The sequence below is a fragment of the Uniformispora flossi genome (assembly GCF_049534875.1).
GTDB lineage: Bacteria > Actinomycetota > Actinomycetes > Streptomycetales > Streptomycetaceae > Yinghuangia > Yinghuangia aomiensis.
The window spans coordinates 104,401-127,339 of the sequence record NZ_JBMULZ010000007.1 but is presented as its reverse complement, the minus strand read 5'-3'; the positions used below and the strand labels follow the sequence as shown (position 1 = coordinate 127,339).

Sequence of the window (22,939 nt, the reverse complement as noted above, 5' to 3'; positions counted from 1 at the left end):
GTAGGTCGTCGTGGTGGGCTGGGTCTTAAATTCTCTTACTTTCTTAATATATCAACGGGCCCGCCGCCCGCTACAACAAACCGCGGGGGGGCGGGTGGCCCCCCCCCGCCCCCGCCACCCACTCCTGCATCACCACGTCACCGCATCAGCTGCGGAGTTCCTTCGCCGCCTCGGTGAGGTCCTTCGCCGTGTCGATCGCCCGCCAGTAGGCCCCCTGCGGAATCGGGAAGCCGGCCAGGCGGTGCTCGCGAGCCAGCCGCGGGAAGGTGGTGCGCTCGTGATCGCCCACCTCCGGCAGCATGGCGGTGAACTCCGGCGCGAAGACGTACACGCCCGCGTTGATCAGGTAGGGCGACGGCGGAGCCTCGATGAAGTCCAGGACATGGCCGAACTTGTCGGTGTCCACGACACCCCACGGAATGCGCGGCCGGGCCAGCGCCAGGGTCGCCACCGCGTGGCGCTCCTCGTGGAACGCGGCCATCTCACGCAGCGAGAAGCGCGTCCAGATGTCCCCGTTGGTCGCGTACCAGGGCTCCTCCGGCCGCGGCAGCGCCGCCGCCGCGAACCGCAGGCCGCCACCGCGCCCGAGCGGCTCCGTCTCCACGACCGTGGTGACGGACAACGGCAGTTCGGCGCTCTTCAGCCAGTCCTGCAGCACCTCCGCGAGGTGCCCGCAGGACACGACGACATTCGTGACGCCTTCCGCGGCAAGCCACTCCAGTTGGTGCCCGATGATCGGCGTCCCGGTACCGGGGATCTCCACCATCGGCTTGGGCCGGTCATCGGTGTAGGGCCGCAGCCGCGACCCCTGGCCGCCGGCCAGGATCACGGCTTGCGTCACGGGCGCGCCACCGGACCGCGCGCTGAGCTGTGCGGAAGTCATGCCCGTAACCCTAGCGATCCCCCCGCCAACCCCCACCTTCCCATCACCCACCCGAGCACAACTCCCCCGCCCCCACCCCACCGGGGGCCGACCTCGCCACCACCCGACCTCACCACCACCCGCCACAGCCCACGCCAACCCCCGCCCACCTCACCACCACCCGACCACGACCCACGCCAACCCCCCCGCCCTCGGCGCCCCCACCCGACCGGAAGCCGACCCCGCCACCCACCCGGAACCGCAGCCCGCGCCAACCTCCGCCCTCTCGCGCCCCGATCGCCAACGATCCCCACCCGACGACAGCACTCCCCGCCCCACCACAACCGAAGCCCGTCCAGCGTTCACCTGCCCCCCACCGCGCCACCGATCGCGCCCATCCGAGCGCGCCCGCCACCCCCACCCGGCCGGAAGCCGCCCTCGCCACCCACCCGACCGCAGCCCACGCCAACCTCAGCCCTCTCGCGCCCCAATCGCCAACGATCCCCGCCCGACGACAGCGCTCCCGTCCAGCGTTCACCCGCCACCGATCGCGCCCGCCACCCCCACCCGCCCAACACCGGCTCTCACCCCGCCCCACCCCTTGTCGGTGCGAGGTTGTGCAATGTTGCCCGGAATCCCGCGCAAGGGCCGGTTATCCGTGACGATGACGTGCGGACTCTTACGGCATGTGGCCCCGGTCACTAGCATCCGGAGTCAGGCCAGTCATCGCGGGCGGGTACGCGGCGTGGACCGTGACCGGTGGGGACCGGTGCTACCGCGGCGGACTCTCGGGGGGCGTACGGGGTTGGGGGTCTCGGCATGGCAAAACGACGTCTCGGTGGCGCATTGGCCGCGAGCAGCATGTGGCTCGTCTCCGGCTGCTTCGGATCCGGCGCGGAATGCTGCGCGCACGGCCCCACCTCGCCACCCGTCCAACGCCCCGCCACCGTCGCCCCGCTCGCGCCGCCAACGCCCGGCTCCCCCGCCGCGCCCCGCCGCGCCACCGGCTGCGAACTCGTCACCGCCGCCGAAGTCCGCGACGCCGTCGGCGTCGAAGCCGTCACGTCGAGCCCCGACGACGACGGCCGCGCCTGCCAGTTCTTCACCTCGAACGGCGCCCTCCTCCTCACCGTCCGGGTAGGCGACCTCCCGCGCGCCCTCCTCGGCGGCCCCGAACAGGTCGCCCGCCTCACCGCCGCCCGCGCCGCAACGACCGAACCGGTCCCCAACCTCGCCGAAACCGCCCTGTACTACGCCGACCCGCACACCGGCTCCGGCCTGGTCCTCGCCACCAGCCGGGACGACCGCGTCACCAGCGTGGACATCAGCACGCCCGGCCCCGGCTCACCCGTCACCCACGACGCCCTGATCAGCCTGGGCCGCGCGGCCGTCCGAGCCCTCCCGTAAACCGGATCGGCTCCCGTCGGAGCCCCTCACCGCCCGAAGAACTCCCCCAACGCCGCCCCCAGCACCTCCGGCGCGACCTCGTGCGTCTGCCCCGCCAACGTCGCGTACTCCGCCCCCGGCACCGCGTCCGCCACCGCCCGCGTCGGCGCCCGCAGAACGTCCGGACTGGCCCCACCATCGAGCGCCAGCACCGGGATCGCGATCTTGCCGAGCACATCCGTCGGCACCGCCCCGCCCGTGCCGGTCCCGAGCGCGGCCGCGTCATACGCCAACGTCGGCGCCACCGCTTCGAACGCCGACCACGCCGGCGAGTTCCGCATCTGGTCGATCATCGCCTCCGGGGCGCCCGTCAGCGCCATGAACAGCGCCGCCGCGTCCCCGCGACGGCCTTCGGCCAACGCCGGAGCCAACTCCGCCGCATACCGCGCGAAGCGTTCCCGCTGGGCCGGGTCGACACCGAACGGCGGCTCGTACACCGCCAGTTTGGTCATGTCGACACCCGCGGCCGCGGCCCGCAAGGCCAGCGCCCCGCCCGACGACAGGGCAACGACATACGCGGACCCGCCCGCCGCGCCGATCACCGCCGCCAGGTCCTCGACCTCCCGTTCGACCGCGAACGGCGTCGTGTCACCGCTCTCCCCGCGCCCCCGCCGATCGTACGTGTACACGGTGAAGCGGTCCGCGAGCGCCGCGGCAATGCCCGGCCCGGGGCCGAACGCCCGGTGGCACAAAGCCCCGTCGACGAAGACCACGGCGGGACCGGCGCCCGTCGCGGTGCAGGCGATCGCGGTGCCGTCGGCGGAAACAACGGTGGTCATGGGGTGAGTTCCTCTCCTGCGGTGTGTCGTTCTCCCGAATGCAGACCGGGATCCCGCCCGAATCTCATCGGCCCGGAACGGCCGACTCCCCGGGCCGGTTCCGTACCCCCATTTCGTCCGTCACACCGCATATCGCCCCATCGCAACCAACCGGTCCGAGCCACACTCCCGGGCACGCGGCTTAACCCCGTGCGGGTGGCATCTGCCACGATGGCGGGCCAGGAGGGGCCCCGGACGGGGCTCGGCCGGAAGGGAGCCGCCGGAACATGCCGTCCCCAGACACCCACGCCGGGTCGCGCGCCGGTTCAGTGGAGGATCCGGGTGCGCTGGTGCTGCTGGCGAACCGCACGAGTTCGCGGACCAGCGCGACCGGCGGGCCCGCACTGCCGTTGCGCGACGGAGTGCGCGTGTACTTCGAGGGCCTTCCGGACGCCGCCGCGGACCGGTACGCACAGGTCGTCGCCTCCCCCGCAGAAGCCGAAGTCGCGGTCCTGCGCGCCATACCCGACCGGCACAACCGCTGGCCCGCCGACGACGTCGACCGCGTCCTGGATCTCGCGGCGACCGTGCCGACGATCGTGGTGCTGCAGTTGGCCGGGCCCGCGCCCGTCCCCGAGTTCGCCGGGGACGGCGCCGCCGTCCTGGTCGACCTCGGGGTCGCCGACACGACGGTCGCCGAGGTGGTCTTCGGGCGCCACGCCCCGGGCGGACACCTCCCCTTCGCCCTGCCGAACCCGGACGGCGACGACGGCACCGCCCCGGGGGACGGCTATCCCGCCGGCTTCGGCCTGACCTACTGACTGCCGGCCCGCCGCGCCGTCACGGCCCCGACCGGCCCCGCTGCACCGCCGCCTCGCCCGGGGACACCGGGCCCACCGGCAGCGCGGGCGGCGCCGACGGGACCACACCCGGCTGCACCCCGACCCCGTCCGGCACCAGCGGCTCCGGCATGGCGGCCTTCCGCACCCGCTCCGCGTTCATCGCGTCGACCGCGCCCCGTGCGTCGCCGATCGTCCCGAAGTCGACCGCGACGAAATTGACCGGCCGTCCGCGCTGCTGTTCGCACTGCTTGGCACGGTCGAGGACGAACTGCTTGGCGTTGATCCGTCCCGCGTCGATGCGGCTGCCGCCCTTGGCGGTGATGAAGTGGTTCATGAGGAACAGCCGCTTGTCGGTGCCGCCGCGATTGGGGGCGCACGAGAGGTTCTCGGGGGAGGTGAAGGTGAACGGCGTTTCCATGCCGTACTTGTAGAACTGCCGGTAGTGCGGGTCCGGCCCGTCGGCGCGTTCCGCGAACACCACCAGGCGGTGGTTCTTCGCGATCATTTCGCGCAGGGTCGGCCAGGGCGCATTCGGGTCGGCGGGCGGGGTGGCCATGAACCGGTCCACGCCGGCCTCGCGCATGGCGTCCATGGTCTGCTCGCCGGTGATGTCGTCCTGCAGGATCAGGGTGACGACCTCGTTGGGGTTGCGGTCGAGCCACTGGCCGATCGCCTGCATGGTGCCGACCAGCGGGATGGCGCCGCCGCGGCACACCGAGTGGCACAGCCACAGGCCGGGGCGCGCGGGCGCGAACCGGTCTATGACACCGGCCACGATGGCCTGTTCCTCGGGGGACATCTCCGACCCGGCGAGGCGCGGCGCGATTTCCTCCGGGGTCTCCCACATGTAGGTGTCCATGAGCAGGGCCCGGGCGCCGAGGTCGAGTTGGGTGACCGGGTCGGGGTCCTGGAGCGGGCTGATGAAGCGGTCCGCGGTGGACGACATGGAGTTGTGGGTGGCGAGGTAGGCGACTTCGTCGTAGTGGCGGTCGCACAGGTGGGCCATGCCGTTGCAGCGGCGTTCCTTGGCGGGGTCGCCGACGGTCGGGACGGGCAGGAAGATCGTCAGCGCGAGGGCGCCCGCGGCGCCCGCGGCGGCGACGCCCGAGATGGTGCGGCGGCGGGACCGCGGCAGCGGGGCCTTGCCGCGTTCGCGGCGGCGGACGGCGAGGTTCGCGGCGACGACGAGCCCGGCGCCGGCGAGCACCGGCACGGCCGACGACGTGATCCACACCTTGACGATGTCGCGGATCGCGGCTTCCTGGAGGTCGTCGGCGAGGGAGCGGACGGACGGCGCCCAGCCGCCGCGGTCGGCGGGCAGCAGGTGCGGGACGGCGGCCCAGGCGATCAGGCAGACGGCGGCGGCGAGCATGCCGCCCGCGGCGAGCGCGTACCCGGGTCCGGCCATGCGGGCAAGGCCGCGGCGCGGTGCGGTGCGCCACAGCACGTAGAGGCCGCCGACGGTGAACAGGCACGCCACGGTGAGCATCTTGCCGAGGCCGAGGACGGTGAACGCGCGCAGTTGCGGGAGCGGGCCGAGGTTGACGGTGGTGTCCTGGGCCTTGATGTCGATGACGAGGTCCCAGGGCCGGTCATGGCTGAGCGAGGCGAGGCCCTGCTGGGCTTCTTCGACCTTGTCGCCGAACAAGGTGGGGACGACGGCGACCAGGACGCCGCCGAGGTCGCCTTGGCGCAGCGACGCGATGACGGGTTCGCGGAGTGCGGCGCGGCGGTCTTCGGGGAGTCGTTCGAGGATGAGGTCGGCGATCTCCGGCGCGGCTTCGGGGGCGAGGTCGAGCGCGGGGAGGCTTTCCGGGGGTTGGCCGGCGGCGAGCGCGTCGAGGGCGCGTTGGACGGAGGCGACGAAGGCGGGGGCGTTGGCTTCGGTGACGCTGGGGACGCCGCCGGTGAGGTCGCCGACGAAAACCTCGGCGACGCCGCCGAGGTTGTTGATGATGGGTTTGAGGTCGACGTAGAAGTGCAGGTCGGATTCGTCGCCGCGCAGGTAGGAGACGGTGCGGCCGATCTGGTCGTCGGCGATGCCGCGGAGGGTGGCGGGCGGGAGGACGAGGCGCAGGTTGGCGGTGACCTGGTTGGGCGGGATGGGGAGCCGGGCCAGCAGGTCGTTGGTCAGGTGCGCCATCTCGGGGTCGACGAGGACCTGGTCGTAGAGCCGGTCGTAGGCGTCTTCGCGTTCCAGGACGGAGTCGTACCAGGCGCGGTCGAGCACGGTGCTGCGGGCGACGCCCAGGCCGGTGATGACGGCGACGCCCATGGCGACGACGATGTACGCGGCCGTGCGGATGGCGCGGAGACGGCGCCGGGCACGGCGGTCGTCCGCCCCCCGGGACTCCTGCGTACCAACCGTGACATTCACCCCTTCAGCAGATCAAAGCCCTGAATAGACGAAAACCCTACCAACCGGAATTATCGCCCTCGGCGACGGGCCCCCGGTCGACGCAACGCCGCGGCGGCGCGGATCATGCCCGCGGTCCGCAGCCGCTGTGCGTATTCGTTCGCGTGCTCGCTCGCCCGGGTTTCATTCCTGGTTTCGTATGTACGGGTGGCGCGGGAGTTGCGCGTGGGCATTGCGGAGACCGTTACGATCCCCCTGGAAACACCGGCAACTTGCGTCCCTGGCAAGGGAGCGCAGGACTCGAGGGGGAACCCGTGGACGACCGCGCTCCGAACCCGTCGCCGCTGCAGGGGGATGCGCCCGAGGAGTGGGCGCCCACCGGCATCGACGTGACCGTACCGAGTATCGCCCGCGTGTACGACGCGGTTCTCGGCGGCAAGGACAACTTCCCGGTCGACCGGGCGATCGCCCAGCAGTCGCAGGACATCGTGCCGGAGATCGGCGATGTCGCGCGCTACAACCGGGACATCCTGGGGCGCGCGGTGCGCACCATGGCGAAGGCCGGCATCACGCAGTTCCTCGACCTGGGTTCGGGTCTGCCGACGGTGCAGAACACGCACCAGGTGGCGCAGGAGGTGAACCCGGACGCGAAGATCGTGTACGTCGACATCGACCCGATCGTGCTGGCGCACGGCCGGGCGATCCTGGCCGAGAACGCGAACACCACCGTCGTCACGGCGGACCTGCGCGACCCGAAGGCCGTGCTCGACCTGCCCGCGGTGCGGGAGTTCATCGACTTCGACCAGCCGATCGGCCTGATGCTCGTCGGCGTCATCCACCATCTGGGTGACGACGAGGGCCCGGAAGCGATCGTGCGCGACTACCTGGACGCGCTGCCCGCGGGCAGTTACTTCCTGCTGACGCACTTCTGCGCGTCGAGCCCGGACGCGCTGGCCCTCGAGGGCGCGCTGCTGACCAGCCTGGGCACCGGGCGGTTCCGCACGCTGGAGGAGATCACCGCGTACTTCGAGGGCACCGAACTCCTGGAGCCGGGCGTGGTCTACCTGCCGGAGTGGCGTCCGGACGAGCCCGTCCCGGCGTCGCTGACGGTCGGCCAGCGGCTCATGGCGGGCGGGCTCGCGATCAAGCACTGACCCGGCGAGAGCCCTTGCGGCGAAGCCACCGGAACCACCGGGAGTCCCGAACTCCCCCCAGGCGGCGCACCCCACGGTGCGCCGCCTTTGCGTCGCCCCGACCTCGTCGACACCAACTCCCTTGTCGTCCGCACGACTTGACTGGTTCAGACCATTGACACCGGCGCGTCGGCGGGCCTATCTTCCTGGCCATCGGAGAGTTAGGAAACTTTCCTAACTCTCCGACCAGGCAGCGCGGAACGCGTGCGGCGACCGGCGGAGGGGGCACCGTGGCAGCTGGGAAGGCCGGTCGGCCGAGTCTGCTGCGCGCGATCAACGACCGCGCTGCGCTCGACCTGCTGCTCGACCACGGGCGGCTCTCCCGCGGGCAGATCGGCGCGCTGACCGGGCTGTCCAAACCGACCGCGTCGCAGCTCCTCGCGCGGCTGGAGTCGGCGGGCCTGGTCCGCGCGGTCGGCACGACGGAAGGCCGTCCCGGCCGGGCCGCGCAGTTGTACGAGATCGACCCGGCGGCGGGGCACGCGGCCGGGCTGGACATCACCCCGTCCCGGATCGACGTCGCCATCGCGGACCTCGCCGGGAACGTCGTGGCGGAGCACCGGCTGCCCACCCCGCGCCGCCCCTCCCCCGACGTCGCCGCCCAGGTCCGGGAGGCGGTCCGTACCGCCGCCGACCGGGCCGGGCTGGCCACCGGCGACCTCACCCACGTGGTCGTCGGCATGCCCGGCGCGTTCGACCCGGCCACCGGCCGATTCCGGTACGCCCGGCATCTGCCCGGCTGGCACGCCCCCGGGGTGCTGGACGCGGTGCGTGCCGCGCTCGGCACCACGGTCGACGTGGAGAACGACGTCAATCTGGTCGCGCTCGCCGAGCAGCGCGGCGGTGCGGCCCGCGACGGCGCGGACTTCGTGCTGCTGTGGGTCGACGAAGGCATCGGCTGCGCGATCGTGCTCGGCGGGCGCCTGCACCGCGGCGCGACGGGCGGCGCGGGCGAGGTCGGTTACATGCCGCTGCCGGGCGCCCCGGTGGTGCGCAACGTGGGGCGCAGCAACACCGGCGGATTCCAGCAGCTCGCGGGGGCGCCGGCGGTGCTGGCGTTGGCACGGTCGCACGGCCTCGCCGCCCGGACGGCCGCCGCCGCGGTCGCCCGGGCCGCCGCGCTGGCGGACGCGCCGGGCGCGGGCGGGGAGGGCGCGGGCGCCGCGGCGTTCCTCGATGCGCTGGCCACCCGGCTCGCGGTGGGCCTTGCCGCGATCGTCGCGGTGCTCGACCCCGCTTTGGTGGTGCTGTCCGGCGGCATCCCGTTGAGCGGCGGTGCGCCGCTGCGCGACCGGGTGGTCGACGAACTGCACGGATTGGCGATCACCCGTCCGCGGCTCGTCCTCGGCGGGGTGTCCGGCAACCCGGTGCTGTCCGGGGCCGTGCACGCGGCGTTGGACGTGGCGCGGGACAGCGTGTTCACCACGGCCTGACCGGCACTGCACGCGCTCGGGCGCTCGGCCCCCCGTGCGCCCGCCACTTCTACGCCCCGCACCCGTACGCCTTGTAGTTGCACTTCCGTACCTCCCCGTACCCATCCGTCTTCCGGAGGAGGACCCCTGTGCCCAGAGCCCGTATCCGCCGTGTCCCGGCGGCGTTGGCCTCGGCGGCCGCCGCCGCGATGCTGCTGGCGGCGTGCGCCGGCGGATCGTCCGGCGGCACCGGCGCCGACGAGGACCCGAACAAGAAGGTGACGATCACGTTCTGGCACGGCTGGAGCCAGGAGAACGAGGTCAAGGCGATCAACGACGCGATCGCCCGGTTCACCAAGCTGCACCCGAACATCACGGTGAAGCCGACGGAGAACGTCACCGACGACAAGCTGACGCAGGGCGTGCGGTCGAAGAACGGGCCGGACGTGGTGTCGTCGTTCACGACGGACAACGTCGGGCAGTTCTGTTCGTCGGGTGCCTGGGTCGATCTCGCGCCGTGGCTGGCGAAGGCGAGCATCGATCCGGCGGCGACGTTCCCGAAGGCGCTCAACGACTACACGCAGTTCCAGGGCAAGCGGTGTGCGCTGCCGCTGCTCGCGGACGCGTACGGGCTCTACTACAACAAGGACTTGTTCGCGGCGGCCGGGATCACGTCGCCGCCGAAGACGATGTCGGAGTTCAAGGCCGACGCGGTCAAGTTGCAGCAGGTGAACGCGGACGGGTCGATCAAGGTGGCCGGCACGATGCCGGTGTTCCACGGCTACGAGTTCACCCCCGCGCACGCGATGGCGCAGTGGGGGCCGACCTATGTCGGGCCGGACGGCAAGTCGAACCTGGCGACCGACCCGCGGCCCGCCCAGTTCCTCACCTACCAGAAGGAACTCGTGGACGCACTGGGCGGGTTCGACAAGCTGGAGAAGTTCCGCAGCGGCTTCGGCGAGGAGTTCTCGGCGCAGAACCCGTTCCAGACCGGCCAGGTCGCGATGCAGCTGGACGGCGAGTGGCGGACGGCGAGCATCGCCGAGGACTCACCGAACCTGAACTACGGCACGGCGCCGATGCCGGTGCCGGACGACCAGGCGGACACGTACGGGCGCGGCTATCTGACGGGCACCGTGGTCGGGATCGGCAAGTCGAGCCACCACCAGGCCGCGGCGTGGGAGTTCGTGAAGTTCCTGACGACGGACACCGAGGCGGTGAACGCGTTCGCGTCGGCAATCCACAACGTGCCCAGCACGCTCGCCGCGCTGAACGCGACGCCGTTGGCGAACGACGAGCACTTCAAGCCGTTCGTGGACGTCTTCAAGAACCCGAACAGCAACACCACGCCCGCGAGCATCAACGGCGGCAAGTACCAGGTCACGTTCCAGGAGTTCTGCTACGCGTGGGAGGCGGGCCGGGTCCCCGACCTGAAGGCCGGGCTGGCCGGGGTGGACAAGCAGATCGACACCGACACCGCCCAGGCGAAGCCGTGACGGGCGGTCCCCGGTGAGCGCCGCACACGCCGGCCCCGCACCCGCGGGGCCGGCCGCGGCGGACCCCCTCGGGCCCGGCCCCGCCCTGGAACCGAAGGCCTCCCGGCGGGCGGCGGTGCCGCCCGGGCTGCGGCGTCTGCGGCGCCGACGGGCGTGGCGGACGACGGCGTTCCTGTCGCCGTGGCTCATCGGGTTCGCGGTGTTCTTCGCCTACCCGCTCGCTGCGACCGTGTACTACTCGTTCACGCACTACGACCTGATCAACCCGCCGCAGTGGGTGGGGCTGCGGAACTGGCGGTACGTGTTCCAGGACTACCCGTACCTGGGCAAGGCGCTGCGGAACACCGTGTGGCTGGTGCTGATCATGGTGCCGCTTCGGGTGCTGTTCGGGCTGGGCGTGGGCCTGATCGCAGTGCGGCTCAAGCGCGGCGCGAACCTGTTCCGGACACTGTGCTACCTGCCATTCCTGGCGCCGCCGGTGGCCGCGACGATCGGCTTCGTGTTCCTGCTGAACCCGGCGACCGGGCCGGTGGACCACATCCTCACGCGGTTGCACATCCCGACGGTCGGCTGGTTCAACGACCCGTCGTGGTCGAAGCCGGCGCTGACGCTGCTCGCGGTGTGGGGCGTGGGCGATCTGATGGTCATCTTCGTGGCGGCGCTGGTGGACGTGCCGCGCGAGCAGTACGAGGCGGCGTCCCTCGACGGCGCCGGCCCGTGGCAGCGGTTCCGGTACGTGACGTGGCCGGCGATCACCCCGATCGTGCTGTTCGCGGTCGTCACCGGGGTGATCCAGACGATGCAGTACTACACACAGGCGATGGTCGCGGGGAAGGTCGCGAGCGGCATCATCGGCGCGCCCGGGCAGAGCTTCGAGCCGGGCTATCCGCAGGGTTCGACGCTGACGCTGCCCCAACTCGTGTACGAGGAAGGGTTCTCCACGTTCGACACGGGTGTGGCGTGCGTGCTGTCCCTGCTGCTGTTCGCGATCGCCATGGCGGTCACCACGTTGCTGCTGCGCCGGCGCGCGGGCCTGATGGGGACGGAGGACTAGCGATGGCGGTGCCGACCGGGCCGGCGCGGGTGGAGCGTCCGCGGATGCCGACGCGTACGCGGGCCAATCGGGCGCTGTACTGGATCGCGGTGCATGCGATCGCCGTGGCGGCCGTCCTCTTCTTTGTGCTGCCGTTCGTCTTCCTGTTCCTCACCTCGGTCATGACGGACCGTCAGACGCTGACGCCGGATCTGTGGCCGCACGAGTGGCGGTGGAGCAACTACGCGGACGTGTTCCGCACGCCCGGATTCGGGACGTGGTGGCGCAACACGATGATCTACGCCTGCCTCGGGACGACGCTGTGCCTCCTGTCGAGCGTGCCGGTGGCGTACGCGCTCGCCCGGTTCCGCTTCCGGTTCCGCGGGGTGGCGCTGGTGCTGGTGATCGCGACGATGATGCTGCCGCCGCAGGTGGTGGTGATCCCGATGTACATCTTCTGGTCGGAGGACCTGGGGTTGTCGGGCACGCTGTGGCCGCTGATCATCCCGCTGGCGTTCGGCGACGCGTTCTCGATCTTCCTGCTGCGGCAGTTCCTGCTGACCGTGCCCAAGGAGTACGTGGACGCGGCGCGCGTCGACGGCTGCGGCGAACTCGGCATCCTGCTGCGCGTCGTGGTGCCGATGATCCGCCCGGCGATCGCCGCCGTCGCGCTGTTCCAGTTCTTCTACTGCTGGAACGACTACTTCGGTCCGCAGGTGTACACGTCCGAAAACCCGGGCGCGTGGACGCTGTCGTACGGCCTCGAGTCGTTCAAGGGCGCGCACCACACCAACTGGAACATGACGATGGCGGCGACGCTGCTCGTCATGGCCCCGGTGATCCTCGTGTTCTTCTTCGCGCAGAAGGCCTTCATCGAAGGCGTGACGCTGACCGGTGTGAAGGGGTGAGATGCGGTTGAAACTGGCGGTAGTAGGCGGAGGATCGACGTACACGCCCGAACTCGCGGACGGGCTCGCTGCCTTGCCCGTCGACGAACTCGTCCTCGTCGACCCGGCGGCGGAGCGCGCCGCGCTGGTGGCGGGGATGGTACGGCGGATGCTGGCACGCCAGGGGCATCCGGCGCGTGTGGTGGCGACCCCGTCGGTCGAGCGCGGCGCGGCAGACGCCGACGCGGTCCTGCTGCAACTCCGGATCGGCGGCCAGTCCGCCCGGCAAGGCGACGAGACATGGCCGCTGGAATGCGGCTGCGTAGGCCAGGAGACCGTCGGCGCCGGCGGCTTGGCGAAAGCCCTGCGGACGGTGCCGGTGGTCCTCGACATCGCGGAGCGCGTACGCCGTGTCGCCCCGCGGGCGTGGATCGTGGACTTCACCAACCCGGTCGGGATCGTCACCCGGGCCCTGCTCAACGAGGGCCATCGGGCGGTCGGACTGTGCAACGTGGCGATCGGCTACCAGCGCCGTTTCGCCGCCATGCTCGGGGTGGAGCCGTCGCGGGTGTCGTTGGACCACGTCGGGTTGAACCACCTGACGTGGGAGCGGGGGGTGCGGGTCGACGGGGTGGATGTGCTGCCGTCGCTGATCACCCGGGGCGCGTCGTTCGCCGAGGAGCTGGGTCTTCCGCTCGCGTTGATGCGGCGCCAGCGGGCGATCCCGTCGTACTACGTGCGTTACTACTGGGCACATGACGAGACCGTCGCCTCCCAACGGGCCGCCACGGGCACCCGAGCCGAGGAAGTCGCCTTGGTCGAGGAGCAGTTGCTGGACCTGTACGCCGACCCCGCAGTCGACACCAAACCGGAGCTGCTGAGCAAACGCGGCGGCGCGTACTACTCGGAAGCCGCGGTCGAACTGCTCGCCGGCCTCACGGGGGCGGCCATGCCGCCGCTGGTCGCGGACGTACGCAACGCCGGGACGCTGCCGTTCCTGCCCGACGAGGCGGTGATCGAGGTGCCGTGCGCGGTGTCCGCGGACGGGGCCGTCCCGCAGGCGGTGGCACCGCTGGAGGCGCGGTACCGCGGGCTGGTGGCGCACGTTGCCGCCTATGAGGAGCTGGCGTTGGACGCGGCGCTGCGCGGGGGCCGGGACCGGGTGTACGACGCGCTGCTGGCACACCCGACGATCGGCCAGGCGGCGCTCGCGGACCGGCTGACGGATCTGCTGCTGGCCGCGGGCAGAGAGCACCTGGCGTGGGCCCGGTGACGGGGACCGCCGAGCCGGCGACGCCCGACGTGATCGTCGCCGTCGACGGCGGCAACTCCAAGACGGACGTCGCCGTGGCCACCTCCGACGGCCGCCTGCTGGCACGGGTCCGCGGCCCGGGCTTCGAGCCGCAGGTGCGCGGAGTCGAGGCCGCCGTGGACGTGGTGGGCGGGCTGATCGCGGAGGCTGCTTCCGCGGCCGGCGTGACCTTGCCCGTACGGCACGTCGAGGCGTGCGTGGCCAACGCGGACCTGCCGGTCGAGGAGAAACGCCTGCTGACGGCCGTCGAGCAACGGGCCTGGGGACGGACGGCGTCGGTGGTCAACGACACCTTCGCCGTCCTGCGCTCGGGAACCGCGGCCGCCGATGCCGTGGCGGTGGTGTGCGGCGCGGGCATCAACTGCGTGGGGTGCGCGGCCGACGGCAGCACCGCCCGCTTCCCGGCCCTCGGCCGGATCACCGGCGACTGGGGCGGTGGAGGCGGACTGTTCGAGGAAGTCCTGTGGTGGTCGGTCCGCGCGGAGGACGGCCGGGGCCCGTCGACCGCGCTGGCCCCGGCGGCGGCTCGGCACTTCGGCGTGGCCACCGCCACCGAAGTCGCGTCGCGCGCGCACTTGGGGTCCCTCCCGTGGGGACGCCTGCACGAACTGGTCCCGGTGCTCTGCGCGGTCGCGGCGGAGGGCGACGGCGTCGCGGGCGCAATCCTCGACCGCCAAGCGGAGGAGGTGGCCCTGCTGGCCCTGACGGCCTTGCGCCGCTTGGGGTTGGTGGAGAAGGAAGTGGATGTGGTCCTCGGCGGCGGCATCCTGGCCGCCCGACCGGCACGGCTGATCGCGGGAATCCGCCTCCGTGTCGGAGCTCGCGCACCCCTGGCCCGCATCGTGGTCGCAGGGGTGCCGCCGATCGCGGGAGCGGTCCTGCGGGGGTTGGACGCGGTGGGGGGTGGCGGAGCGGCAGTGGAGGCGCGGGTGAGGGCGGGCTTCGCGTAGGTGTGGTGTGGAGCTGGGCGAAGAACAGAACGACACACCGCGCTGCACCATCACTCGAACAGGGCATGCCCAACCCGCCCAACCACCCGGCAGGATGACTTCATGCTCCGCTCCCCCACCCCCTTCCCCCCGTTGGACGCCCCCGCCCTCACCCCCGATGCCCGTGCCGCCCGTGCCGCCGACGGGCGGGCGCTCGGGTCGGCCTTGGCCTCGCGCGGGGTCGACTCGGTCGTGGTCGGGTGGGTGGACAATGCCGGGCTGGCGCGCGTCAAGGCGTTCCCCGTGCGGCAGTTGGAGAAAGTCGCCGCCTGGGGCGTGGGTGCCGCTCCGTGCTTCGACGTGTTCCTCGTCGACGACGGCATGGCCTACGGCACGGACGTCCCCGGCCCCACCGGCGACCTCCGGCTGCTGCCCGACCTGGAACGGCTCGTCGCCTTGGCCGCGCAGCCCGGTTGGGCTTGGGCGCCCGCCGACCGGTGGACGCAGGACGGCACGCCCCACCCGGGCTGCCAGCGCCGGTTCGCCCGCCGCATGACCGAAGCCGCCGCCGCGCAGGGCTTCACGGTGCGCGCCGGGTTCGAGACCGAGTGGGTCGTGGCGACCGGCGACACCGAACTCCGCTTCCCCACCGCCGGTCCCGCGTACGGCATGCAGCGCCTGGTCGACCTGTCCGACTATCTGCGCGATGTCATGAACGCACTGGAGACGCAAGGCCTCGACGTCCTGCAGATCCATCCCGAGTACGCCCCCGGACAGTTCGAGGTCTCCGTCGCCGCCGCCGATCCGGTCGGGGCGGCCGACACGGCGGTGCTCGTCCGGCACACCATCCGCGCGGTCTCCGCCCGCCACGGGCTGCGGCCGTCGTTCGCCCCGGTGGTGACCCCGGGCGTGGTCGGCAACGGCGGCCACCTGCACGTCAGCCTGTGGCGGGACGGGACGAACGTCATGCAGGGCGGCCCCGGCCCGCACGGCCTCACCCGCGACGGCGAGGCGTTCCTCGCCGGGGTGCTCGACGCGCTGCCGGCGCTGCTCGCGCTCGGCACGCCGTCCGCGGGCAGCTACCTGCGGCTCGTCCCGTCGCACTGGGCGGGCGCGTTCCGCTGCTGGGGGCGGGAGAACCGGGAGGCCGCGGTACGGCTCGTCACCGGCAGCCGCGGCGAGACCGGGCACGCGGCCAACGCCGAGGTGAAGTGCTTCGACGGTGCGGCGAACCCGTACCTCGCGGTCGGCGGGGTGGTCGCCGCCGGGCTCGACGGGATCGCCCGCGGTCTGACGCTGCCCGCCGAGGTCACCGCCGACCCGGCGCACACCGGGGCGGAGCGGCTGCCGGCGTCGCTGATGGACGCGGCGACCGCGTTCGACCGTTCCGCGCTGCTCGCCGCCGCGCTCGGGCCCGACCTGCACGCGGCGGTCGCGGCGGTCCGCCGGGCCGAGGCGGCACTGTTCGCCACCGCGACGCCGGACGAGATCGCCGACGCGACGCGGTGGCGGTACTGAGCTGTCCCCGACGCCGCGACGGCTCGGGCCCGGGTTGACGCTCCGACTCGGTGGCCGCTCAGTCCCGATTCGGCCGGAGCGTCCACACGACGGTCATCCCGGCGGTCGGGGTGCCGTCCTCGGTGCGGATCTCCACGGTGATCGGGAACTCGGGGCGCTCGCCCTTGTCGAGTTCGGCGACCACGTCGTCGATGGCACGCCCGAGGCGGGCTTCGGCGACGAGCGGGCCCATGGCGATCTTGCGGTACTGCATGTCGGCGTGCACCGGCAGCGGCACCGAGCGGCCGAGTTGGTCGCCGAACGCGGCGATCACGACCGCGCCCGTCGCGGACTCGCCGAGGGTGAACATCGCGCCGGCGTGCGGGCCGCCCACGTGGTTGCGGTGCTCGGGCTCGTCGGGCAGCCCCAGCACGGCGTGCTCGCGGCCCAGCTCGACGAACTCGAGGCCGAGCGTACGGACGAAGGGCACGGACTGGCGCAGTGCGTCGCCGACGAAGGAGAAGTCGTTGGTCACCCCGGCATGCTACCCGCAAGTAACTTTCGGGGGAAGGACACGCCCGGCGCGTCCGGACAGGCGTCACCCAGGCACCGCAGCCACCCCCGGACGCACCCCGTGCACCACCGCCGGACCCGCCGTCACCCCCGCGCTCCACACCCGCGCTCCGCATCCTCACCCCGCGCTCCGCATCCTCACCCCGCGTTCCGCGCTCTCGCCCCCATCAGCACCGGCCACCGGAATACCCGCCCCACGCGCCCCGGCAGCTCGTCCGCCCCGGCCGCCTGGGCGTACACCGTCGCTTCCTCGTACACCCGGCCGCCCTCCCCCGCGAGCCGCCGCCGACGCAGGTAGCCCGCGGACTCCAGCTCCCCGAGGTAGCCCTCGATGGTCGCCTCCGACTCGCCGGGCCGGGCCGCAAACCGGGCGAGGTCCGGCGTCGCAGCCTCGGGCAGGAGCAGCAGATGGACGGCGAGGCCGCGGGCCGCGGCGCTCAGTCGGGCGTCTTTCATGAGGGCGTCGTTGACCCCGAGACCGCCGGCCCCGTCGCCGCCCCAGATCTTGCGCATGGCCGTGCTCCCCACGCTGGTAGTGCCGCCAACCGCCGCCTCCGACACGGCGGTTGCCCCGTTCGTCCAGTGTCCGTCGCGGTCCGGCCGTCCGGGCCACGCGACGGTCTTCTTGCCGCAAAAGGGTGAAGGAGACTTCGTAAAGGTCCGGTGAGGATGCGACATTTACGGAGGAATCACCGGCAGATCGCGGGCCGGGCGCTGCCGGCCTGGTCTCACCAGGTGGGCGGCAGCGTCCCACACAGTGGCGACGGACCCGGGGGCTCACCTTCGCGCCGTGCACCACGAGGACGATCGGCGCGGCGGCGGCCATCACTCGGCATCCACGACGCTCCCGCCCTCCAGCGGCTCCCACCGCAGCCCGCGCCCGTCCCGCCGGACGCGGCCGAAGACGACGTCGGCGAAGTGCAGGCCGAAGCCGATCGTGTCGGGCTCCGCCAACTCGGCGACGAGGCGGCGACGGTGCGCGGCGGCGCGGACCGGGTCGTGGTCGTAGACGCACGACCAGTCGGGGTGCTCCACCTGCACGGGCGAGTGCAGGGAGTCGCCGAAGGCGATGAGCCGCCTGCCGCCGCCGGTGATGACGAACTCGGCGTGTCCGGCGGTGTGTCCGGCGGCGATGCGGACCCGCACGCCGGGGAAGATCTCCTGGTCGTCGGACACGGTGCGGACGCGTGGCGCGAGGGCCTCGATGCTCGCGTCGCGAACGACTCCGCCCTCGGCATCTGCGTATGGGGCCCACTCGGGCGCGGCCACGAGGTACTCGGCCTGAGCGAGCAGGGGTCGGTCGCCGCCCGGCTCGGGGTGCGTGGCCCAGCCGAGGTGGTCGGGGTGCAGGTGGCTGAAGGCCACGGCCTCGATCCGGTCCGGCGCGCGGCCGAGTGCGGCGAGGTTGGCGGGCAGCGAGCCGCCGCGCATGGCTCCGTTCGGTGTCGCCGGATCGGCGGGCAGGTCGTACGGACCGAACCCGGCATCGATCAGCAGGGCGCGGTCGCCGTGCTCCACGAGGAGGCCGCCGACGCTCGCGACCATGTGGCCGGAATCGTCGAGGTATTCGGGGTGGGCCGCCCAGAACTCGTCGGTGCTGTCGGGCAGCCAGGCGCGTGGCCGGCCCTGGATCGCGCCGTCCGGGACGAAGGTCACCTTCGTGTCGCCGAGTTGCACCGAGGCGACGCCCGACGGGCGGCGCAGCCGCTCGTCCCGGTGCGTCAGGCCGTTGTCGTCGATCGTGGGGTTCGCCATGGTCCTACTCCCGTTCCGTCAGGGGATGCGGGCGGTTGCCGCCGGGCGCTGCCTCGGCGGCAGCACCACCATATGCATCAAGTTAGAACTATTCAAGCTGCATTTATTCTTACTTGATGGACTTGCTAGGCTGGGCCCATGACGACACCCCCGCAGGCACAGGCCATCGCCGAGCGCGAGCTGTGCGGCCTGGTCAACGGGCTGGCCTCGCAGATCTCCGACCACGTACGCCGACGCGCGGTCACGCTCGGTCTCACCGCGGCCCAGGCGACCGCGCTACGCGAGCTGACCGGTCCGATGACCACCCGGGAGCTTGCCGAACGCATGAGCTGCGAGCCGTCCAACGCCACGTTCGTCGTCGACAAACTCGAGAAGCAGGGCCTGGTCGAGCGGCACCCCCACCCGACCGACCGCCGCGCCAAGCTCCTCGTCCTCACCGACGACGGCGTAGCCCTGCGCGAACGGCTTCTGGAACTCCTCGCCCAGGAGTCGCCGCTGGCCGGCCTCACCTCCGAACAGCAGCGCACCCTCCAGGAACTGCTGGAGAAAACCGTCGCCCGGCCCTGAGGCGGCGCAGGCACCCCGCGCACCGGCCCGGCCGCCCGGGTGGTGGGATGGCCCCATGCGCCCCACTCCGCACGAACTGCTTTCGGAAGCCTGGCAGTCGCTCGGCGGCGACCCCGCCCTGACCGCCTCGGCCGCGTTCACCGGACGCCCCGACACGCTTCCCGCCCGTCTCCCGGCCACCGAGTTCGCCCAGGCGGTCGCCGCCGCGGCGGGCCTGGCCGGTGCCGAACTGGCCACGGCCCGCGCCGGATCGCCTTCGGCACTGGCCGCGGTCACCGTGGACAGCGAGGCCGCGGCGATCGCCTTCACCAGCGAGCGCCACCTGCGGCTGGACGGCAACCCGCTCGGCGGCATGGACCCGCTGTCGAAGTTCTTCGCGTGCGCGGACGGCGTGGTGCGCCTGCACGCGAATTACCCGCACCACCGTGCCGCGCTGTTCGCCGCCCTGGGCATCGAGGAGGAGCCGGCCGACCCGGAGGAAGCCGTCGCCGAGCGGCTCGTCATGCTGCCCGTCGCGGACGTCGAGGAGCGGGTGCGCGAGCACGGCGGTCTGGCATTCGCGGTGCGCACGCTCGACGCGTGGCGGGCCCACCCGCACGGCGCCGGGCTCGCCGGCCTGCCCCCGGTGGCGATGCGACGGACCGGCGCGGAGACACCGCGCCGTCTCGGGCCGACGCCTTCGGGCGGTCCGCTGCTGCCCGCCGCCGGGGTCCGCGTGCTGGACTTCACGCGGGTGATCGCCGGCCCGGTCGGCACCCGGACGCTGGCCCTGCTCGGCGCGGACGTCCTGCGCGTCGACCCGCCGGACCTGCCCGAACTGCCCGCCCAGCACCTCGACACGGGCCTCGGCAAACGCTCGGCCCTGCTCGACCTGCGGAGCGCCGACGGCTTGGCCCGCCTCGACGAACTCCTCGCCGACGCCGACGTCGTGGTCTCCGGCTACCGCCCGGGAGCACTCACCCGCTTCGGTCTGGACCCGGACGCGCTGCTCGCCCGCCACCCCGGCCTGGTCGTCGTCACCCTGTCGGCGTGGGGCCCGGGCCCGTGGTCGGCGTACCGCGGCTTCGACAGCCTGGTCCAGGCCCCGACGGGCATCGCCGCGATCGAAGCGGACGGCGACCTGCGCCCGGCCGCGCTCCCCGCCCAAGCCCTCGACCACGGCACGGGCTACCTGCTCGCCGCCGGCGTCCTGCGCGCGCTGACCGAACGCCAGCACGACGGCCGCGGCACCCGCATCGACCTCGCCCTGGCCCGCACCGCGGCATGGCTGACCCGCCACTTCGACCCGGACGAGCACCTGCCGTCATTCCCCCGCCGCGTCCGCTCCGCGGGCCACCTGAGCCAGGCCACCGTTGCGGGTGCCCGGCTGGACTACGCCTTGCCGCCGTTCCGGCTCGAGGGCGGGCCGACGGACTGGGCTGCGGGGCCGGTCGGATGGGGTGGCAGCTCGGCTGTCTGGCGGTGAGCTGCGCTCCGGCGGGGCCCAGTCATAGGGCCCCCTCCCCACGGCTGGAGTCCCCCTCCCCCGCCTCCACCGCCGTTGCCGACACCGCCCGACGACGACGGAGCCAACAACGCAAGCAAAGCAGCCCGCCTGCCGTCACCAAACCCGCAAACGCGATGCCTGTGGACGGCCCGCGCCCCTACCGGTCACAAAGTCCGCACCTGCCACCTCACCCGCCGGCCCCCAGCACGTACGCCCCCTCGTCCACGCACCCGAGCACCGCCACCAGCGTCCGTTCCAGGAACTCCGCCAAGCCCGTCCGGTCGCTGTCCGGTTCTTGCCAGGCCACCACCGACTCTTCCGCGAAGACGACCCACGCGCGCGCCGCGGTGCGCAGCAGGGGGGTGTCCGCCAGGCCGAGTTCGACGCAACCGGCCGTGACGCGGTCGGCCTGGGTGCGCCGCGCGTTCTCGACCAGTTCACGCACCGTCTCGTCGGCGCTGGCGGCGCCCCGGACCAAGGAGACGTAGGTGGCCCGGTGGTCGAGGACGTAGTCGACGAACGCCCCCAGCACCGCGTGCAGCCGGGCCAGTGGTTCGAGTGCCGGGTCCGGGGCCGTGCGCGCCAGGAAGTCCTCGCATGCGGCTTCCACCACGGCCCGGTGGAAGCCTTGCTTGGACTTGAAGTAGTGGAACATCAAGCCCCGCGAGATGCCCGCTTTCTCCGCCAGGTCGTCGATCGAGAGTTCGTCGAGCGTGCGGGTGCCGAGGAGGTCGCGGCCGAGGAGGAGGAGTTGGGCGCGGCGCTGATCGGGGGTCAGGCGGGTGCGGCGCGGAGACGGCATGGCGGACAGTGTACGGACTTGGCGCCGAAACTATTGACTACTGTTCAGTAATGTTTCTAGGGTCGTCCCAGCCCCACCCCACCACCCCGAGGCAGGCCCCCGCGGGCCGACACCGCGCCGGAGACGACCGTGCCCCCTCCCCGAACATCAGAGCCCCCCACGCCGCAGGCCCAGGACGACCCGACCGACGCACGCCGGGACGATCCCGTCCCGCACGTCCGCGTAGCCGTCATCGGCAGCGGCTTCTCCGGCCTCGGCGCCGGCGCCCGGCTGCTGAAGTACGGCGTCGACGACTTCGTCATCCTCGAACGCGGAGACGACGTCGGCGGCACGTGGCGCGACAACACCTACCCGGGCGCGGCGTGCGACGTCCCGTCGAACCTCTACTCGTTCTCCTTCGCGCCGAACCCGACCTGGACCAGGTCGTTCTCCCCGCAGCCCGAGATCTGGGAGTACCTGCGCCGCTGCGCCCGCGAGTTCGGGCTGATGCCGCATCTCCGCTTCCGGCACGAGGTGCGGCACGCGCGCTGGAACGACGCCGCGGCGCACTGGGAGATCGAGACCTCCCACGGTCCGCTGACGGCCAACGCCCTGATCGCCGGCGGCGGACCGCTCGCCGACCCCGCCTACCCGGACATCAAGGGCCTCACCACCGAGTTCCGCGGCGAGCTGTTCCACTCGTCGCGCTGGAACCACGGCTTCGACCTGCGTGGCAAGCGCGTCGCGGTGATCGGCACGGGGGCGTCCGCGATCCAGTTCGTGCCGCAGATCCAGCCGGAGGTCGGGCAGCTCGACCTGTACCAGCGGACGCCGCCATGGATCATGCCGCGGACGGACCGGCCGCTCACGCCGCTGGAGCGCGGCGTCTACCGGGCCGCGCCGCCCGTGCAGAAGGCCGTGCGGCTGGGGCTGTTCTGGGGCCGCGAGACGTTCTGGCTGAGCTTCAACGGCAAGCACCCCAAGCTGGTCGAACGCGTCGAGGCCATCGCCCGCCTGCACCTCAAGCGCGGCGTGCCGGACCCGGAGCTGCGGGCCAAGGTCACGCCCGACTTCACGATCGGCTGCAAGCGCATCCTGCTGTCCAACGACTACTATCCGGCGCTCGCCAAGCCGAACGTGGATGTCGTCACGGACGGCATCGCCGAAGTGCGCGCGCACTCGATCGTCACGACCGACGGCATCGAGCGGCCGTGCGATGCGATCATCCTCGGCACCGGCTTCGAGGCGACCGACATGCCGATGTCGCACGCCATCACCGGCCGCGACGGGGTCCTGCTCGCGGACGCGTGGAAGGACGGCATGGCCGCACACCAGGCCGCCATGGTCGCCGGCTTCCCGAACCTGTTCTTCGTCATCGGCCCCAATTCCGGGCTCGGGCACACCTCCATGACGCTGGTCATCGAGGCGCAGATCCGCTACGCGGTGGACGCGATCGTGCAGATGGACCGCAACGACATCGCCGACGTCGAGGTGACGCGCGCCGCCCAGGACGCGTACAACGCGCGGCTGCAGGACAAAATGTCCGACACGGTGTGGACGACCGGCGGCTGCGTCAGCTGGTACCTGGATCGGCGCACCGGCAAGAACACCACGCTGTGGCCGGACTTCGTGTGGAAGTTCATGCGCATGAACCGCAGGTTCTCGCCCGCCGGACACCGGGCGCGGACCTGGGACCAGCTGCCCGAACCGGCCGCTGCCCGACGCTGACCCGGAACAGCCGAACCTAGGAGCCG

At 72.5% G+C, this 22,939-nt stretch carries 20 protein-coding genes; 13 read left to right on the top strand and 7 right to left on the bottom strand.

Features of this window, described 5'->3' with window-relative positions:
* Positions 1-145: 145 nt before the first annotated feature.
* Positions 146-883: a nucleotidyltransferase family protein gene (locus ACPA54_RS17725; RefSeq protein ID WP_423530824.1), complete on the bottom strand. Its 738-nt coding sequence runs from the start codon at positions 881-883 to the stop codon at positions 146-148.
* A 798-nt stretch (positions 884-1,681) separates the two neighbouring features.
* On the opposite strand from ACPA54_RS17725, the gene ACPA54_RS17720 reads away from it, so the two are divergent.
* Positions 1,682-2,269 carry a hypothetical protein gene (locus tag ACPA54_RS17720; RefSeq protein ID WP_423530822.1) on the top strand — a complete coding sequence of 196 codons (588 nt, stop codon included), beginning with the start codon at positions 1,682-1,684 and terminating at the stop codon, positions 2,267-2,269.
* A 26-nt stretch (positions 2,270-2,295) separates the two neighbouring features.
* Here the strand turns inward: ACPA54_RS17720 and ACPA54_RS17715 are convergent, their stop codons facing one another.
* Positions 2,296-3,087 (bottom strand): alpha/beta fold hydrolase, encoded by a 792-nt coding sequence (locus ACPA54_RS17715; protein ID WP_423530820.1) that lies wholly within the window; start codon positions 3,085-3,087, stop codon positions 2,296-2,298.
* A 266-nt stretch (positions 3,088-3,353) separates the two neighbouring features.
* On the opposite strand from ACPA54_RS17715, the gene ACPA54_RS17710 reads away from it, so the two are divergent.
* Positions 3,354-3,887: a glycoside hydrolase family 3 C-terminal domain-containing protein gene (locus tag ACPA54_RS17710; protein WP_423530818.1), complete on the top strand. Its 534-nt coding sequence runs from the start codon at positions 3,354-3,356 to the stop codon at positions 3,885-3,887.
* 19 nt (positions 3,888-3,906) lie between these two features.
* Here ACPA54_RS17710 and ACPA54_RS17705 read toward each other — a convergent pair whose 3' ends face one another.
* The gene (locus ACPA54_RS17705; protein WP_423530816.1) at positions 3,907-6,285 is read right to left on the bottom strand and encodes a phosphoinositide-specific phospholipase C-related protein; all 2,379 of its coding nucleotides are present in this window, start codon (positions 6,283-6,285) and stop codon (positions 3,907-3,909) included.
* A gap of 293 nt (positions 6,286-6,578) precedes the next feature.
* On the opposite strand from ACPA54_RS17705, the gene ACPA54_RS17700 reads away from it, so the two are divergent.
* From ACPA54_RS17700 to ACPA54_RS17665, 8 genes are all read left to right on the top strand, one after another.
* A complete protein-coding gene (locus ACPA54_RS17700) occupies positions 6,579-7,418 on the top strand; it encodes an SAM-dependent methyltransferase (RefSeq protein ID WP_423530815.1) in 840 nt (279 codons plus the stop codon).
* 269 nt (positions 7,419-7,687) lie between these two features.
* Positions 7,688-8,890: an ROK family transcriptional regulator gene (locus ACPA54_RS17695; RefSeq protein ID WP_423530813.1), complete on the top strand. Its 1,203-nt coding sequence runs from the start codon at positions 7,688-7,690 to the stop codon at positions 8,888-8,890.
* Positions 8,891-9,078: 188 nt separating this feature from the next.
* Complete coding sequence (locus tag ACPA54_RS17690; RefSeq protein ID WP_423531290.1) at positions 9,079-10,365, top strand: ABC transporter substrate-binding protein; 1,287 nt, start codon at positions 9,079-9,081, stop codon at positions 10,363-10,365.
* 85 nt (positions 10,366-10,450) lie between these two features.
* Positions 10,451-11,419, top strand: a complete 969-nt coding sequence (locus ACPA54_RS17685; RefSeq protein ID WP_423531289.1) for a carbohydrate ABC transporter permease — start codon at positions 10,451-10,453, stop codon at positions 11,417-11,419.
* A 44-nt stretch (positions 11,420-11,463) separates the two neighbouring features.
* Complete coding sequence (locus ACPA54_RS17680) at positions 11,464-12,306, top strand: carbohydrate ABC transporter permease (RefSeq protein ID WP_423530811.1); 843 nt, start codon at positions 11,464-11,466, stop codon at positions 12,304-12,306.
* Positions 12,307-12,313: 7 nt separating this feature from the next.
* Positions 12,314-13,558, top strand: coding sequence for a 6-phospho-beta-glucosidase (locus ACPA54_RS17675; protein WP_423531287.1), 1,245 nt, complete (start codon positions 12,314-12,316; stop codon positions 13,556-13,558).
* A complete protein-coding gene (locus ACPA54_RS17670; RefSeq protein ID WP_423530810.1) occupies positions 13,546-14,547 on the top strand; it encodes an N-acetylglucosamine kinase in 1,002 nt (333 codons plus the stop codon). Before ACPA54_RS17675 ends, ACPA54_RS17670 begins: the two co-directional genes overlap by 13 nt.
* A gap of 102 nt (positions 14,548-14,649) precedes the next feature.
* Positions 14,650-16,044, top strand: coding sequence for a type I glutamate--ammonia ligase (locus tag ACPA54_RS17665; protein ID WP_423530808.1), 1,395 nt, complete (start codon positions 14,650-14,652; stop codon positions 16,042-16,044).
* A 58-nt stretch (positions 16,045-16,102) separates the two neighbouring features.
* Here the strand turns inward: ACPA54_RS17665 and ACPA54_RS17660 are convergent, their stop codons facing one another.
* The 3 genes from ACPA54_RS17660 to ACPA54_RS17650 all read right to left on the bottom strand — a co-directional run bounded on the left by ACPA54_RS17660 (position 16,103) and on the right by ACPA54_RS17650 (position 18,351).
* On the bottom strand, positions 16,103-16,558 hold the full coding sequence (locus ACPA54_RS17660) for a DUF4442 domain-containing protein (RefSeq protein ID WP_423530806.1): 456 nt from the start codon (positions 16,556-16,558) through the stop codon (positions 16,103-16,105).
* 176 nt (positions 16,559-16,734) lie between these two features.
* Positions 16,735-17,109, bottom strand: a complete 375-nt coding sequence (locus ACPA54_RS17655) for a hypothetical protein (RefSeq protein WP_423530805.1) — start codon at positions 17,107-17,109, stop codon at positions 16,735-16,737.
* A gap of 312 nt (positions 17,110-17,421) precedes the next feature.
* Positions 17,422-18,351, bottom strand: coding sequence for an MBL fold metallo-hydrolase (locus ACPA54_RS17650; protein ID WP_423530803.1), 930 nt, complete (start codon positions 18,349-18,351; stop codon positions 17,422-17,424).
* A 138-nt stretch (positions 18,352-18,489) separates the two neighbouring features.
* On the opposite strand from ACPA54_RS17650, the gene ACPA54_RS17645 reads away from it, so the two are divergent.
* Positions 18,490-18,918 (top strand): MarR family winged helix-turn-helix transcriptional regulator, encoded by a 429-nt coding sequence (locus ACPA54_RS17645; RefSeq protein ID WP_423530801.1) that lies wholly within the window; start codon positions 18,490-18,492, stop codon positions 18,916-18,918.
* A gap of 55 nt (positions 18,919-18,973) precedes the next feature.
* Complete coding sequence (locus ACPA54_RS17640; RefSeq protein ID WP_423530799.1) at positions 18,974-20,383, top strand: CoA transferase; 1,410 nt, start codon at positions 18,974-18,976, stop codon at positions 20,381-20,383.
* Between the two features lie 208 nt (positions 20,384-20,591).
* Here the strand turns inward: ACPA54_RS17640 and ACPA54_RS17635 are convergent, their stop codons facing one another.
* Positions 20,592-21,206 carry a TetR/AcrR family transcriptional regulator gene (locus ACPA54_RS17635; protein WP_423530797.1) on the bottom strand — a complete coding sequence of 205 codons (615 nt, stop codon included), beginning with the start codon at positions 21,204-21,206 and terminating at the stop codon, positions 20,592-20,594.
* 129 nt (positions 21,207-21,335) lie between these two features.
* On the opposite strand from ACPA54_RS17635, the gene ACPA54_RS17630 reads away from it, so the two are divergent.
* Positions 21,336-22,913 carry a flavin-containing monooxygenase gene (locus tag ACPA54_RS17630; protein ID WP_423530795.1) on the top strand — a complete coding sequence of 526 codons (1,578 nt, stop codon included), beginning with the start codon at positions 21,336-21,338 and terminating at the stop codon, positions 22,911-22,913.
* The last annotated feature ends 26 nt before the right edge of the window (positions 22,914-22,939 follow it).

Excerpts from the sequence above, each read along its gene's own strand:
- ACPA54_RS17650 (WP_423530803.1), bottom strand. The coding sequence starts at position 18,351 with ATGGCGAACCCCACGATCGACGACAACGGCCTGACGCACCGGGACGAG.
- ACPA54_RS17680 (WP_423530811.1), top strand. The coding sequence starts at position 11,464 with ATGCCGACGCGTACGCGGGCCAATCGGGCGCTGTACTGGATCGCGGTG.
- ACPA54_RS17655 (WP_423530805.1), bottom strand. The coding sequence starts at position 17,109 with ATGCGCAAGATCTGGGGCGGCGACGGGGCCGGCGGTCTCGGGGTCAAC.
- ACPA54_RS17710 (WP_423530818.1), top strand. The coding sequence starts at position 3,354 with ATGCCGTCCCCAGACACCCACGCCGGGTCGCGCGCCGGTTCAGTGGAG.
- ACPA54_RS17665 (WP_423530808.1), top strand. The coding sequence starts at position 14,650 with ATGCTCCGCTCCCCCACCCCCTTCCCCCCGTTGGACGCCCCCGCCCTC.
- ACPA54_RS17645 (WP_423530801.1), top strand. The coding sequence starts at position 18,490 with ATGACGACACCCCCGCAGGCACAGGCCATCGCCGAGCGCGAGCTGTGC.
- ACPA54_RS17715 (WP_423530820.1), bottom strand. The coding sequence starts at position 3,087 with ATGACCACCGTTGTTTCCGCCGACGGCACCGCGATCGCCTGCACCGCG.
- ACPA54_RS17640 (WP_423530799.1), top strand. The coding sequence starts at position 18,974 with ATGCGCCCCACTCCGCACGAACTGCTTTCGGAAGCCTGGCAGTCGCTC.
- ACPA54_RS17635 (WP_423530797.1), bottom strand. The coding sequence starts at position 21,206 with ATGCCGTCTCCGCGCCGCACCCGCCTGACCCCCGATCAGCGCCGCGCC.
- ACPA54_RS17690 (WP_423531290.1), top strand. The coding sequence starts at position 9,079 with ATGCTGCTGGCGGCGTGCGCCGGCGGATCGTCCGGCGGCACCGGCGCC.
- ACPA54_RS17720 (WP_423530822.1), top strand. The coding sequence starts at position 1,682 with ATGGCAAAACGACGTCTCGGTGGCGCATTGGCCGCGAGCAGCATGTGG.
- ACPA54_RS17725 (WP_423530824.1), bottom strand. The coding sequence starts at position 883 with ATGACTTCCGCACAGCTCAGCGCGCGGTCCGGTGGCGCGCCCGTGACG.